The organism is Deinococcus psychrotolerans, assembly GCF_003860465.1.
In the GTDB taxonomy this organism is placed as follows: Bacteria; Deinococcota; Deinococci; order Deinococcales; family Deinococcaceae; genus Deinococcus; species Deinococcus psychrotolerans.
On record NZ_CP034185.1, the window covers coordinates 298,806 to 313,001 of the forward strand.

Annotated in this window: 14 protein-coding genes; 10 read left to right on the plus strand and 4 right to left on the minus strand. The window is 61.6% G+C overall.

Annotated features, from left to right (window positions below; genetic code table 11):
* Positions 1-43: 43 nt before the first annotated feature.
* Positions 44-2,122, plus strand: a complete 2,079-nt coding sequence (gene paaZ / locus EHF33_RS17435; protein WP_124874552.1) for a phenylacetic acid degradation bifunctional protein PaaZ — start codon at positions 44-46, stop codon at positions 2,120-2,122.
* A 138-nt stretch (positions 2,123-2,260) separates the two neighbouring features.
* On the plus strand, positions 2,261-3,649 hold the full coding sequence (locus EHF33_RS17440; protein ID WP_124874554.1) for an alpha/beta hydrolase family protein: 1,389 nt from the start codon (positions 2,261-2,263) through the stop codon (positions 3,647-3,649).
* A 73-nt stretch (positions 3,650-3,722) separates the two neighbouring features.
* On the opposite strand, the gene EHF33_RS17445 is transcribed toward EHF33_RS17440, so the two are convergent.
* From EHF33_RS17445 to EHF33_RS17455, 3 genes are read right to left on the minus strand one after another with little or no spacing between them, the layout of a single operon-like run.
* Entirely contained in the window at positions 3,723-4,928 is a 1,206-nt protein-coding gene (locus EHF33_RS17445; protein WP_124874556.1) for a zinc-dependent alcohol dehydrogenase, read from the minus strand.
* Positions 4,925-5,665 (minus strand): SRPBCC family protein, encoded by a 741-nt coding sequence (locus EHF33_RS17450; RefSeq protein WP_241191392.1) that lies wholly within the window; start codon positions 5,663-5,665, stop codon positions 4,925-4,927. Before EHF33_RS17450 ends, EHF33_RS17445 begins: the two co-directional genes overlap by 4 nt.
* 10 nt (positions 5,666-5,675) lie before the next feature.
* On the minus strand, positions 5,676-5,876 hold the full coding sequence (locus EHF33_RS17455; RefSeq protein WP_124874558.1) for a hypothetical protein: 201 nt from the start codon (positions 5,874-5,876) through the stop codon (positions 5,676-5,678).
* Positions 5,877-6,046: 170 nt separating this feature from the next.
* Here EHF33_RS17455 and EHF33_RS17460 point away from each other — a divergent pair, with 170 nt between their 5' ends.
* Positions 6,047-6,559, plus strand: a complete 513-nt coding sequence (locus EHF33_RS17460; RefSeq protein WP_124874560.1) for a YciE/YciF ferroxidase family protein — start codon at positions 6,047-6,049, stop codon at positions 6,557-6,559.
* A gap of 35 nt (positions 6,560-6,594) precedes the next feature.
* Here EHF33_RS17460 and EHF33_RS17465 read toward each other — a convergent pair whose 3' ends face one another.
* Positions 6,595-7,794: a PucR family transcriptional regulator gene (locus tag EHF33_RS17465; protein WP_124874562.1), complete on the minus strand. Its 1,200-nt coding sequence runs from the start codon at positions 7,792-7,794 to the stop codon at positions 6,595-6,597.
* A gap of 115 nt (positions 7,795-7,909) precedes the next feature.
* Here EHF33_RS17465 and hpaE point away from each other — a divergent pair, with 115 nt between their 5' ends.
* The 7 genes from hpaE to EHF33_RS17500 all read left to right on the plus strand — a co-directional run bounded on the left by hpaE (position 7,910) and on the right by EHF33_RS17500 (position 14,186).
* Positions 7,910-9,445, plus strand: coding sequence for a 5-carboxymethyl-2-hydroxymuconate semialdehyde dehydrogenase (gene hpaE, locus EHF33_RS17470; protein WP_124874564.1), 1,536 nt, complete (start codon positions 7,910-7,912; stop codon positions 9,443-9,445).
* 1 nt (position 9,446) lies between these two features.
* Entirely contained in the window at positions 9,447-9,821 is a 375-nt protein-coding gene (locus EHF33_RS17475) for a VOC family protein (RefSeq protein ID WP_124874566.1), read from the plus strand.
* Between the two features lies 1 nt (position 9,822).
* Positions 9,823-11,328 carry a 4-hydroxyphenylacetate 3-monooxygenase, oxygenase component gene (gene hpaB / locus EHF33_RS17480; RefSeq protein ID WP_124874568.1) on the plus strand — a complete coding sequence of 502 codons (1,506 nt, stop codon included), beginning with the start codon at positions 9,823-9,825 and terminating at the stop codon, positions 11,326-11,328.
* Positions 11,321-12,307, plus strand: a complete 987-nt coding sequence (gene hpaD / locus EHF33_RS17485; RefSeq protein ID WP_124874570.1) for a 3,4-dihydroxyphenylacetate 2,3-dioxygenase — start codon at positions 11,321-11,323, stop codon at positions 12,305-12,307. Before hpaB ends, hpaD begins: the two co-directional genes overlap by 8 nt.
* 175 nt (positions 12,308-12,482) lie before the next feature.
* Positions 12,483-12,989, plus strand: coding sequence for a flavin reductase family protein (locus EHF33_RS17490; RefSeq protein ID WP_124874572.1), 507 nt, complete (start codon positions 12,483-12,485; stop codon positions 12,987-12,989).
* A gap of 28 nt (positions 12,990-13,017) precedes the next feature.
* The gene (locus EHF33_RS17495; RefSeq protein WP_124874574.1) at positions 13,018-13,803 is read left to right on the plus strand and encodes a fumarylacetoacetate hydrolase family protein; all 786 of its coding nucleotides are present in this window, start codon (positions 13,018-13,020) and stop codon (positions 13,801-13,803) included.
* Positions 13,803-14,186: a 5-carboxymethyl-2-hydroxymuconate Delta-isomerase gene (locus EHF33_RS17500; RefSeq protein ID WP_124874576.1), complete on the plus strand. Its 384-nt coding sequence runs from the start codon at positions 13,803-13,805 to the stop codon at positions 14,184-14,186. Before EHF33_RS17495 ends, EHF33_RS17500 begins: the two co-directional genes overlap by 1 nt.
* The last annotated feature ends 10 nt before the right edge of the window (positions 14,187-14,196 follow it).

A 14,196-nucleotide genomic window follows, 5' to 3' on the forward strand; every position in this document is an offset into this window, starting at 1 on the left:
GAGTGAGCAAAGCGAATAATCCCCCATTCAAAGAGGAACTTTCATGACCCAATCCCCCACGCTCCCCCGTCCTATCCAAGTCGCCTCGCTCATTCAGGGGCAGTGGCACGCCGCAACAGGCGGGCAGGAAATCCGCGACGCCGCTTACGGCCAGCCCATCGCCTATGTATCCTCGGAAGGTGTGGACTTCGCGGCAGCCCTCAAATACGGGCGCGATGTCGGCGGGCGCAACCTCCGCAAGCTGGACTTTCACCAGCGGGCGCGGCTGCTGCGCTCTCTAGCGGCCTACCTCAACGAGCGCAAGGCCGAGTTCAACGCCCTCTCGCACCTGACCGGAGCCACCCGCCGCGACAACCTCGTCGACGTTGACGGCGGCATCGGCACGCTATTCAGCTATTCCAGCATGGCCCGCCGCGACCTGCCCGCCCAGAAGTTCGTGCTGGAAGACGATATCAATCTGCTCGGCAAGGGCGGCAGCTTCATTGGCCGCCACGTGCTGGTGCCGCGCGAGGGCGTGGCCGTGCACATCAACGCCTTTAACTTTCCAGTGTGGGGCATGCTGGAAAAGATCGCCCCCAACCTGATCGCGGGGGTTCCGGCCATCGTCAAGCCCGCCTCGCAGACGGCCTATGTGACCGAGGCGGTGGTGCGGGCCATTCACGAATCGGGCCTATTGCCGGAAGGAGCGTTGCAACTTATCAGCGGCAGCACCGGCGACCTCTTCGAACACTTGCAGGAGCAGGACACCGTGACCTTCACCGGCTCGGCGGCCACCGCCAGCAAGCTGAAAGTCCATCCGAACATCGTGCGCCGCAGCGTGCCGTTCAACACCGAGGCAGACAGCCTCAACTGCATCGTGCTGGGCCAGACGGTCACACCCGACGCGCCGGAATTTGCCCTGTTCGTGCGCGAGGTGGTCAACGAAATGACCAGCAAGGCGGGCCAGAAATGCACCGCCATCCGCCGGGTGATCGTGCCGCGTGAACGTGTGGAAGATGTAACGCAGGCCATCCGCGAGCGCCTCAGCGGCATCACGATGGGCGACCCCAGCCGCGAGGACGTGCGGATGGGGCCGTTGGTGGGCGCGTCCCAGCGCGACGACGTGGCCGAGGTCTTGCGTCAACTCAAGGCCGAATCCGAAGTCCTGATCGGAGATGAGCGTCCCGAACTGCTCGGCGGCGACTGGGACAGCGGCGCGTTCATGGCCCCGACCCTGCTGCTGGCCGACCAGCCCCTCACCAACCACACCGCCCACGAACTGGAAGCGTTCGGCCCGGTTGCTACGCTGATGCCCTACGCCGACCTGGACGAGGCCGCCGAACTCGCCCGCCTGGGGCGCGGCTCTCTGGCCGCCAGCATCGTCACCCATGACCGGCCCGAAGCCCGCGAGTTGTTTTTTGGCATGGCCTCCACCCACGGGCGCATTCTGATTCTCAACCGCGACGACGCCAAGGAATCCACCGGACACGGCTCACCCCTGCCGCAGCTCAAGCACGGCGGCCCCGGCAGAGCGGGCGGCGGCGAGGAACTGGGCGGACTGCGGGCGGTCAAGCATTACCTGATCCGCACTGCCATTCAGGCCGATCCCACCACCCTGACCGCCATCACTGGCGAGTACGTGCGCGGCGCAGCCGTCACCGACGACGGCGTTCACCCGTTCCGCAAGAATTTCGACGAGCTGAAGGTGGGCGACAGCCTGCTGACCCCGCGCCGCACCATCACCGAGTCGGACGTGAGCGCCTTCGCGGGCCTCAGCGGTGACAGGTTCTACGCCCATACCGATGAGATCGCGGCTAAGGACAGCTTGTTCGGCAAGCGGGTGGCGCACGGCTACTTGGTGCTGGCGGCGGCGGCGGGCCTGTTCGTCGATCCCGGCGTGGGGCCGGTGCTGGCCAATTACGGCCTGGAAGGACTCCGCTTCACCGAACCCGTCGGCTTTGGCGACACCATCCGCGCCCGCCTGACGGTGCAGAGCAAGACCGCCAAGGAAACGCGCGAAGGCGAGACGCCCACTGGAGTCGTCAAGTGGCATGTGGACGTGACCAACCAGAATGATGTGCTGGTGGCGACCTACAGCATCCTGACTCTGGTGGCGCGGAGCGCAAACGGGCCTGCCATTTAATTTGTGCGTTATGCTGTCCAAGCAAGAATAAGTTGAACCGAGTTCAAACTGCGGCACGTTTTTAACCTTGCCGTGAGCGCGGCGTCTCTTTTCGTCTGCTGCGCTTACGGCCTTCCCATTCTTTGGAGGGTTCTCGCTATGGCTCACACGCTCAAACGCCCGTTCGCCTTGGTCCTCACCGTCCTGCTCACTTGCTCGGCCAGTGTCAGCTTGGCCCAGACCGCTCCCGTTATGGGCAGCGCGTCTTACCCCGGCGAGGTGCGCCCCGACGCTCCAGCCCTCAGCGCACGCGGTCAGTACGCGGTGGGTGTGCGAACCATTTCGCTCGTCCGCAAAGATGTCCTCGACATTGCCAAGGCTGCCGCTGTCAGTCCTGCGCCCAACCCCCTGCCGCGCTATGACCGACCGCTGACGGTGGAAGTCTGGTATCCGGCCACCCTCGCTGCTGACCAGAGCCAGATGACCAGCTACACCGATTACCTCGGCAGCGGCCCCGGCGATCCCAAGCACCCCGTGGTTGCGTTTCAGTTTCCAGGCCACGCCGCCCGCGACGCCGCTCCTAACGCGGCAGGCGGCAAATACCCGCTGGTCATCTTCTCGCACGGTTACCCCGGCAGCCGCTACCTGATGAGCTACCTCGCCGAGAACCTCGCCAGCAAGGGCTACGTGGTCGCCTCGATTGACCACACCGACAGCACCAACGCCGACAAGGCCGCGTTCGCCAGCACCCTGCTCAACCGCCCGCAAGACGACCAGGCCGTGCTGGACGCCGTGGCAGCCCTCTCGACTTCGGGCAGCGGCTTCCTGAACAATCTGGTGGATGCCAATAACATGGCGCTGCTCGGCTATAGCATGGGCGGCTACGGTGCGCTCAATTTCGCGGGTGCGGGCTTTGCCGATCAGGTGCTGGGCTTCGTGCCCGGTAACGCGCTCACAGCTCGGCAGCTCGGCCAGTTCACGGTTGACCCACGCCTCAAAGCGGTGGTGGCCTTTGCACCTTGGGGTGGAGACGCCGCCGTTAAAGGCATTGGAGTCAACAGCGGGGCCGAGTTCGGCTTCTGGAACAAAGAGGGGCTCGCCGCTGTCAAGGTGCCGACCCTGTTTCTGGTGGGCAGCCAAGATGACGTGGCTTACTACCAGAACGGCGTCAAGCCGTTGTTTGAAAATGCTGTCAATTCCGACCGTTACATGGTGGTCTACCAAAATGCCCGCCACAATGCCGCGCCTAATCCGCCGCCTGCGGCCAGCTACAGCAGCATCGACGACTATACGCATTACTCCGAAGCGGTCTGGGATATGCAGCGTCTCAACAACCTCAACGAGCATTTCGTGACGGCCTTCCTCGATTACCGCCTGAAAGGCAAAACCGACGAGGCCGCTTACCTCAACGTGCCCACTCCGATTGCCCAGGACGGCAAGTACAGCCGCAACGCCGACGGCACGCTCAAAGCCGACGACACCTACTGGAAGGGGTTCCTCAACCGCACCGCGCTGGGGATCGAGTTGTACCACCTGAACGCCAAATAAGGGCGCTCGCCAGCTCAAAATAAGAAGCAGGGTATTCCTCGAAAGGGGATACCCTGCTTCTTGTCTACCTAATTTAAGCCTGCTTCACCCCTTGCGCTGCCTCGCCCCACGGATTGAGCACCACCTTGATGCAGCCGTCGTGCTTGTCGCGGAAGGTCTTGTAGAGCTGCGGCGCGTCGGCCAGGGCGGCCCGGTGGGTAATCACGAAGCTGGGGTCGATGTCGCCTGCCTCGATGTGCGCCAGCAGCGGCCTGATGTAGCGGTGGGTGTGCGTCTGACCCATTTTGAAGGTCAGGCCCTTGGCAAACGCTGCGCCCAGCGGCAATTTGTCGACCAGGCCGCCGTAGACGCCCGGCATACTCACGGTTCCGCCCTTGGCGCAACTCAAAATCGCCCAGCGCAGCGCCGTAATGCGGTCAAAGGTCAGTTTCATCTTCTGCTGGGCGGTGTCGAGCAGCGCTCCGGGGCCGTGCCCGTGCGCTTCCAAGCCCACCGCGTCAATGACGTGATCGGGGCCGCGCCCGCCGGTGGCTTCCTTGAGGGCGATCAGCACGTCCTCTTTTTCGTAATTGATGGTTTCTATTCCGGCCTCGGCCGCCAGCCGCAGGCGCTCAGGGAAGCGGTCAACGATAATCACCTTGGCCGCCCCGAGCATCTGGGCGCTGCGGGCGGCGAACTGGCCGACTGGCCCCGCGCCGAACACCGCCACCACGTCGCGCCCCCTGACGATATTGCAGTTCTCGGCAGCCTGATAGCCGGTGGGGAAGATATCGGTCAAAAACAGCACCTGCTCGTCGGGCAAGTCGGTCTCAATTTTGAAGCCGCCCACGTCGGCAAACGGAACCCGCACGTACTGGGCCTGTCCACCCGCGTAGCCGCCGTAGAGGTGCGAGTAGCCGAACAGGCCGCCGCCGCTGGTCGCGCCGTAGAGGGCCTCTGCCATTCGGTGATTGGGGTTGGAGTTGTCGCAGGCGCTGAACAGCCCGCGCTGGCAGTAATCGCAAGTTCCACAGGCGATATTAAACGGAATGACGACCCTATCGCCGACCTTGAGCGTCTTAACATCGCGGCCCACTTCCACGACCTCACCCATAAACTCGTGGCCGAGAATGTCGCCCTTTTCCATGCTGGGAATAAAGCCGTCGAGCAGGTGAAGATCCGAGCCGCAGATGGCCGTCGAACTGACCCGCACGATGGCGTCGCTGGGCAATAGCAAGGTGGGGTCGGGAACGGTTTCTACGCTGACGTGGTTGGTGCCTTGCCAGAGAACTGCTTTCATTTCGCGCCTCCCGCTCTGCCGCTGCTTTGTCCCTGGGTGGTGGGCGCAAAACCGAGTTCCTGCTCGCGCTTGAAGCGCATCAAATCGTCTCTGAGCTGCTGAGCCGGTTCCTGTCCGGCGATGCGGGCGGCCACCACCCCAGCGGTGCCCAGCGGCGCACGGTACTTGAGCCGCACCACCACTTCGCTGCCGCGTCCGCCCGGTGCGGGCCTAAACAGAATTTCGCCGCTGTTGTCGATGCTGGAACCCGGCAGCGAGGCCCAAGCCAGCCGCTTACCCGGCTCGTCGGCGGTGATCTCGGCTTCCCAACTGACGCTGCCCAGCGGAGCCTTGACCGTCCAGCGCGAACGCTTCTCACTCAGCACCACCACGCTCTGAAGGTGGCTCATCAAATTTGGCAGCTTATCGAGGTCGCGCCAGACGTCGTACAACTCGGCCGCATTCTTGTTCACCGTGACCGCCTCGCTGATCAAAGTTTGGCCCGCGTTGTTTTGCTCCACCTTGATGGCAGTCGCCAGCGGATTGCTGCCGCGTACAGCCACAGCAGTCAGGCCCAAGCCGAGCCCTCCCACCAGCAGCCTGCGCCCTGCGCCGCCGCCCAAGCCCAAAATCAGCAGGCCAAGGCCCAGTGCACCGACGGCGACCCGCTCGGTGTCCTGCATCTGGCCGCCGTTGCCGCCCTGAAAAAAGGCCTTGCGGGCCGCTTCTTGAAAACCGCTCTTCTGAATATTGGTCATAGTAAGCTCCTCATCCGTTCACCACTTCGCCGCCGTCGGGATGCAGCATCTGCTCACTGATCTGGCTCAAATCGTCCGATACCCAAAGCACATAAGCAGGTCGCCACCTCAGCGGCGGGAACGGTGGCTGGAGTTTGTCTAGGTCATGCCGAATATTGAGCCGCCTGACCGCCCCCCAAAAGGCGAGTTCTCCCACTCTCTGAAGGGACATTCAAGCGCCTGCTTAGATGCCGTTATGCTTTTCCAAATTCAGATGAAGCTCTGCTCAGAATTCAGCCCTACCTCAACGCCAGCTCAACAAAAATTGAGCCGCTTCCCACGGCTTCTCGGCCAGTTTTCTGCACAATGGGCAAGATCAACCGAGCGCTTCAGGAGGAAACAATGGCACTCTTCGGATTAGGGATGAAAATGAACGACCTCAAGGACTTGTACGTTGAGCAACTGCGAGGTCTGTATTCGGCGGAAACGCAACTCACCGAGGCGCTGCCCAAAATGGCCGACGCCGCCAGCACGCCCGAACTCAAGCAGGGCTTCACCGACCACTTGGTCGAAACCCAGCAGCAGATTCAGCGCTTAGAGAGCATTTTTGCCGACCTCGGCGAAGACCCGACCGGCCGCACCTGCAAGGCCATGCAGGGTCTGGTCGCTGAAGGCAACGACATGATCAAAGAAAAAGCTGTGTCTGCCGTCAAAGACGCGGGTCTGATCGCCGCTGGGCAGCGGGTGGAGCATTACGAAATCGCCGGATACGGCACCGTCCGCACCTACGCCGAGGTTTTGGGCTTCGGGCAGCACGCCGATTTGCTGGCGGCCAGCGAACAAGAAGAAAAAGACACCGATCAGAAGTTGACCCAGCTCTCCAAGCAGATCAATCTGGAAGCGGCCTCGGCTTAAAGAGTTTTGTGTTTCAGGGCGCTGGCTTAGAGAGGTCAGTGCCCTTTTTCTACCGCTGAGAGCGCCAAGAACACCCGCGCCACAAATGCCGGTTCACCGAGTTTACCGCCCAGTACCTCTTCTATTCGGCTCAGGCGGTAGCGCAGGGTGTTGATATGAATGTTGAGTTCGGTGGCCAGCATACCCAGTGAACCGGCAAAACTCAGGTAGCGTCGCAAAGTTTCTTCCAACTTGCCGCCCGGATCGCTTCCCCGCAGTTGGGCCAACAGCTGCCCCGCGAGCGCCTGCGCTTCAGCGCCGTCCAGCAATGCCTGGAGTGGGTCGAGCCGCTCGAATACGATCAGACCCCGCGCCGCCCGCACGCTGCTGAGGGCTTGTTCGGCTTGTTCGAGAGCAGTGCTCGCCCGCGCCTGACTCGCCTGCGCCGCACTGACGCCCAACCGGAAATCCGTTTCGGTGGCGGCTCGCAGGGCGCTGAGCAGGCCCGCTGCTTCCCCCGCCGAGCCCTGACTGTCCCACAGCCAGATGGCTTTGTCGCCCCGCACCGTCGTCAAGCACTTCAGCCCCCTTTCCCGGAAGTAGCCCTCGCCCACGCCGCACAGGATGTCTAGGGCTGCGATGTGCGCTTCACGGCTGCGCTCGCTGCGGGGGAGCGGCTGGGCGAGCCTGAGCGCCGCCAGCGTGCACGGCTCATGCACAGACGCGCCGCTCACGTCGCCCGACAGCAGCGCTTCCAGCACCCGCTCGCCCACCCGCCGCCGAGACGCGCCCGCCGCCGCCGCTTGCAGGCGGGCCAGTTTGGCGAACTCCGCCGTCAGTCCAAACAGAACTGGCCACTCGGCACCGGCCCAAAGATGCAGGCTGCCGATTGAGCGCCCTTCATACGTCAGGCGCTGCTCAAAGTGCTGGTCACCGCTGGGCGTTCCGGCTCTGGCCACCGTATCGCCCCAGCTTGAGCGCAACTCCGCCTGCCCACCCGTGACCAGTGCCAGCCACTGCACCAGCTCCCGCTCTGGGCGGTGGCTTTGCAACGTGGCTGCCAGCGAGGTCAGCAGCGAAGCGGCGGCGGGCAGACTTTGAAGGCTTTCCTGTGCCAGCAAGCGCAAGGCAGCCGCTCTCAGGGCCGATCTGGGGGCGCTTGGCAGGAGCCTCTGGGCTTCTTCGAGCGTTTGAAAATGGGCTTCCTCTTCCGCTGGAATGCAGAGGGCTGAGCGCAGGGCATTGAGGCTGGGCATTGGTTGAATTCTACAAACTGAGCGCTGATTTTTGTTGATTCAGCCCTTGTACAGGTTGGGATGGGCGCTTAAAGTGAGCCAAAGACAATTTGCTTCGTTCAACTCAGGAGGTTCAATGACTGCCGTACCTTCCCCCAAGCCCGCCGAGCAACTGCGCCAAACCCTTTTCAAGCGCCGCCTCAAGCACTTCATCGGCGGCGAGTGGCAAGACTCTGCCAGCGGTGAGACGTTTGAAGTCCACACGCCCACCGACAACTCCCTGCTGACGGTGGCAGCCAGCGGAGACGCCCGCGACATTGACCGCGCCGCACAGGCCGCCTGGGACGCTTTTCCCGCCTGGAAAGCGCTGGACGGTAAGGCCCGCCGCAAACTGCTCTATAAAGTCGCCGCCTTGATAGAAGAACGCGCTGAGGAGCTGGCGCTGGCCGAGAGCATGGACACCGGCCAGGCCATCCGCTTCATGAAGTCGGCAGCCGTGCGGGCCGCCGAGAACTTCCGCTTTTTCGCTGACCGCGCAGAGGCTGCCCAGGACGGGCTGAGCCTGCCCACCGCCGGATTTTTGAATTACACCCTGCGCCAGCCGATTGGCCCCGTCGGGATCATCACCCCCTGGAACACGCCCTTTATGCTTTCGAGCTGGAAGATCGCGCCCGCGCTGGCGTCCGGCTGCACGGTGGTTCACAAGCCCGCCGAATGGAGTCCGGTGACGGCCACGCTGCTGGCCGAGATCATGCACGAAGCCGGAATTCCGGCGGGCGTCATCAACCTCGTCCACGGCTACGGCGAAACGGCGGGCAAGGCGCTCACCGAGCATCCCCACATTAAGGCGATTGCTTTTATCGGCGAGAGCAGCACTGGCAGCCTGATTCAGAAGCAGGGGGCCGACACCCTCAAGCGGGTGCATCTGGAACTGGGCGGCAAGAATCCGGTGGTGGTGTTTGCCGACGCCGATTTAGACCGCGCTCTGGACGCCGCCGTGTTCATGCTCTACAGCCTCAACGGACAGCGCTGCACCTCTTCAAGCCGCTTGTTGGTGGAACGCAGCGTTCACGACGACTTCGTAAAGAAGCTGGCTGAGCGCGTCTCCAATATCAAAGTGGGCGACCCGCTCGACCCTGCCACCGAGGTTGGCCCGCTGATTCACCCGCGCCAGTTCGAGAAAGTGTGCAGTTACTTCGACATCGCCAAGCAAGACGGCGCGACGGTGGCGGTGGGCGGTGAGCGCATCGGGGCAGTGGGCAACTATGTGCGCCCGACGCTGTTCACCAACGCCCGCAGCGACATGCGGATTGCTCAGGAAGAAATCTTCGGCCCGGTGCTGACGGTTATTCCTTTTGAAGACGAAGCCGACGCCCTCCGCATCGCCAACGACGTGCCTTACGGTCTGGCGGGCTACTTATGGACGAACGACCTGACCCGCGCCCACCGGTTCGCGCAGGGCCTGGACGTGGGTATGATCTGGGTCAACTCGGAGAATGTGCGGCACCTGCCCAGCCCGTTCGGCGGCATGAAAGCCAGCGGCATCGGGCGCGACGGCGGCGATTACAGCTTTGATTTTTATATGGAAACGAAGAATATCGCCGTGAATCTGGACGGGCACCGGGCGGCGAAATTGGGCGTGGAGCAGCCGCGATCAGAAAAAGGAAATTAAAGTGGCCGCGCTCGAACATGTTGCTCTCAAGGCTCTCAATCTGGAACGTACCGCAGATTTTTATCAGGCACTGGGAGCGGTGATCTCGCGCCATGATGAGGGACGTAGATTATTTGCTGAGTTCAGCAGCGGCAGTCGGCTCATCTTCGACGCAGTTGCGACGGCTCCAGACCCCTCTGCTTTGACTTATCTGGGCTTGGAACTTGATTCTGAATGCGAGGTCGATGACTTGATCGCTTCTCTGACAGACCAATCTTCCGGCGTTCAGGATATGCGTCAAGACTACCGACAGAAAACTGGGCCTTACGGCTTTTTCGTGACCGACCCCGATGGTTATCTCATCAAAGTTTTCAAGTACCACAATCAGGAGGAGTGACATGCCAGCCAGAACCGGAAAACAGTTCCTTGACCGCCTTCGCCACAATCCGCCCAACCTCTACATTGACGGAGCAGCCGTCACCGACCCGACCACCCACCCCGCCACCAAAAATATTGCCCACTCGCTGGCGGGCCTCTACGACATGCAGCTTGCGCCGGAGTTTAAGGACAAACTGACCTACGAGGACGGTGGCCAGCGCTACGCCATGAGTTTCAAAGTGCCGCGAACCAAAGACGATCTGCGTCAAATTGGCGAGGCGCACCGCATCCGGGCCGATTACTCGCTGGGCACGCTGGGCCGCGCTCCCGATTACATGAACACCAACGTGATGGCGGCGGGCATGGCCAGCGCTTACTTCGATGAGTGCGAGAGCAGCGGCGCAATTGGCAGCGGGCGCAACTTTGCCGAGAATATGCGGAACTACTACGACTACGTGCGCGAAAATGACCTGTGCCTGACCCACTCGCTGACCAATCCGCAGGTCAACCGCAGCAAGCAGGCCTCGGAAATGCCCGACCCGTACATTGCCATGGGCATCGTGCGCGAAACTGAGGAAGGCGTGATCGTGCGCGGCGCTCGGATGCTGGCGACCCTACCGATTGCCGACGAAATCCTGATTTTCCCGTCCACCGTCATCAAAGAAAACGGCGACAAGAGCCGCTACGCGATGGGTTTCGGGTTGCCAACCAACACACCGGGCCTGTACTTCCAGTGCCGCGAGCCGTTCGACTTGGGCCGCGACACCGAAGACCACCCGCTGAGCAGCCGCTTTGACGAGCAGGACGCCTTCGTGATCTTTGACGACGTACTGGTGCCGTGGGAGCGCGTCTTCCTGATGTACGACATGACGCTGGCCAATCAGGCCTACTCCAAAACCGACGCCGTGTTGCAGATGGCTTACCAAGTGGTCAACCAGAAAATTGCCAAAACCGGCGCGTTTCTCGGCCTGGCCCAGAGCATCGTGCAGACAGTGGGCAGCGGCCAGTTCCAGCACGTTCAGCAAAAAGTCAGCGAGATCATCGTGACGCTGGAAGTCATGAAAGCTCTGCAAGTCGCGGCGGTGGAGGGCGCGGCACTTAACCAGTACGGCGTGATGACTCCGGCACGTGGCCCGCTGGATGCTGCCCGCAATTACTACCCGGCGATCTATCCGCGCCTCAACGAGATTATTCAGCTGCTGGGCGCGTCGGGCATCATCATGATGCCGAGCAAAGCCGACCGCGAGGGGCCGCTGGGCGCGTTCATCGACAAGCATTTGCAGGCAGCCAACGCCACCGCCGAGGAGCGCCTCAAACTCTTCCGCCTGGCCTGGGACATGACGCTGAGCAGTTTCGGGGCGCGGCAAAACCTCTACGAGAAGCACTTTTTCGGCGACCCGATCCGGATGGCCAGCGCCCTGTACGAGGTCTACGACAAAGAGCCGTTCGTGGAGCGGATTCAGGCTTTTCTCAATCAGGATGTGCCGAATCAAGCGGTGCCGCAGCCGGTGAGCGCTGATGACTGAACCTGTTTCAGCTCAGCAGCCGAATGTCATCCGCATCGCTCACGGTATTTTTTACGTCACCGATTTGGAGCGTTCCAAATACTTCTACGTCGATCTGATGGGCCTCAACATCCTTCACGAAACCGAAGGCGCACTCTATCTGCGCGGCAACGAGGACCGTGAGTGGACGCTCAAGCTGGAACTCGCGCCGGAAGCGGGCGTCAAGCATCTGGCCTACCGGGTGGGCACGCCTGCCGATCTGGACGCCATGACTGCGTTATTGGACAGGCAAAGCATTCCCTACCGCTGGGAAACTGAGCTGGATCGTCCCAAGCTGCTGCGTTTTCAGGATCCCTTTGGCGTGCCGGTGGCCTTTTATGCTGAGTCGGTCAAGCACCAGTGGCTCCTCCAGGATTACCACCTGCACCGGGGCGCGGGCCTTCAGCGCATTGATCACATCAACATCATGACGCCCGACGTGGAAGGCGTGATGCGCTGGTACATGGACAACCTGGGCTTTCGGCTCAGCGAATTTACCGAGGACGACAAGGGCCGCATCTGGGCCGCCTGGATTCAGCGCCGGGGCAGCGTGCATGATCTGGCGCTCACCAACGGCACCGGGCCGAGGCTGCACCACTTTGCCTACTGGATGCCCGATATGCAGAGCATTATTCGCCTCTGCGACATTCTGGCTGGAGCGCGGATGCCCGAATCCATCGAGCGCGGCCCCGGCAGACACGGCGTCAGCAACGCTTTTTTCCTGTACATCCGTGACCCTGACGGCCACCGCATCGAGCTGTACACCAGCGATTACGTCACCGCCGACCCCGACTTCGAGCCGATTCGCTGGGCGCTGGATGATCCGCGCCGCCAGACCCTATGGGGCGCAAAAACACCAAAAAGCTGGTTTGAAGAAGCCGCGCCGCTGGAAGCCTTCAAAGGCGGCTGGGTGGAGGCCAAGGCGGGCGAGTTGGTGGGCTTGCCGGTGCATGTGATCTGAGAAGGCTGGCGTGCAGCTTGCCGAAAAAAACAAGTTCATGTTGTCCACCGCTCTCTTCACGTCGCCGCCCCTGACGAACGGCTTTTGCCGAATAGAGGGCAGCAAATATCATGTCCCACGAGCTACGGGCCATACGGTTATCGTTCTTTCATCACCCGCACCCAAAAGGAGCCGAATGCCCATCTCCTCCCAAGAGTTCCGCGCCGCGCTTGGCAGGTTTGCCAGCGGCGTAACCATCATCACCGCCCTACAAGACGGCGAAAAACGCGGCATGACCGCCAGCGCTTTCGTTTCGGTCAGCATGAATCCGCCGCTGATTCTCATCAGCGTGGATAAGCGGGCCGTGATGCACGCCGTTTTGGAAGAGGGCGAGGCGTTCGCGGTCAACATTCTCTCGCAAAGTCAGCAGCTTCTCAGCAACCACTTCGCGGGCCGTCCGGACGCGGGCCTCAACATTGCGTGGAACGAGCTCGGCGGCCTGCCGGTGCTTAGCGGCGCGGCAGCGCAGTTGGCCTGCTCCAAATACCAAACGTACGAAGGCGGCGACCACACCCTGTTCGTGGGCGAAGTTCAGGCCACCTACATTAGCGACAAAGTGCCGCTGGCTTACTTTGGGGGCACCTACAGGGGTCTGACCGACGTCTTGCCGCCGGAAGTAGAAAAAATGGGAGTCCTGTTATGAAAAAACAACCAATGGAAAGATCAAATTCATGAAAACCGCCCGATTCATTTCAAAAGGCCGCCAGCACAACGGCGTTCTCAAAGATGGCCTGCTCTATGACGCGGCAGGCGAAACGCACCGCCCCGAGGACGTGCAATTTCTGCTGCCGCTCAAGCCCGGCAAAGTCATCGCGCTGGCTCTCAATTACGCCGACCACGTGGCCGAACTGGGTTTCAAGGCCCCCGAGGAGCCGGTGATGTTTCTCAAGCCCAACACCAGCCTCTTGCCGCACGGCGGAACGGTGATTTACCCGCGCGGCGCGAAGTTTATGCACTATGAAGTCGAACTCGGCATCGTGATTGGCCGTGACGCTCGGCGGGTCAAGGCCAAGGATGCCGAAGACTACGTGGGCGGCTACACCATCGCCAACGACTTGGTGGTGCGCGATTACGTCTCCAACTATTACCGCCCGCCGATGAGGGCCAAAGGCTGGGACACCTTCGGGCCGCTGGGGCCGTATCTGGTCAGTGCCGACGAAGTGCCCGACCCCTACAACCTGGGCCTGCGGGCCTACGTCAACGGCGAGTTGCGACAAGAAGGCAACACCCGCGACATGATTTTAAAAGCCCCCGAACTGATTGAATTTATGTCACGCTTCATGACTCTGGAAGCGGGCGACGTCATTTTGACTGGCACGCCCAAAGGGGTCAGCCACGTGGGGCCCGGCGACGTGATGCGCTTGGAGATTGACGGCCTAGAAGCCTTAGAAAATGACATTCAATGGGAAGATGAGAGTGCCGAACCGCTCATTGCCGATGAGGGAGCTCGGACGTAATGCCTCATTTAACGGTGGAATACACCGATAACCTTAAAGAGCCGCGTATTCGTGAGCTTTTGTCCAGCTTAAACGCCGTTCTGATGGCGAGGGGCGATGTTTACCCCATCGGCGGCATTCGCGCCCGCGCCGTCAAGCTGACCGAATACGTCGTCGCTGACGGCCAACACGACGACGCTTTCGTGCATGTCACCCTCAAAATCGGCACGGGCCGGAGCGAGGAGATGAAGCAGATTACCGGCGATGAGCTGTTTGATGTGCTGAAAGAACATTTTGCCGACGCCTTTTCGTCAAGGAAAATCGCGCTGTCGCTGGAAATCGGCGAAGTGGAAATGTGGAAGCAAAACAACATCCACCAGCGGTATAAGCAGGCGGCGCTATGAGGAAGCAAAA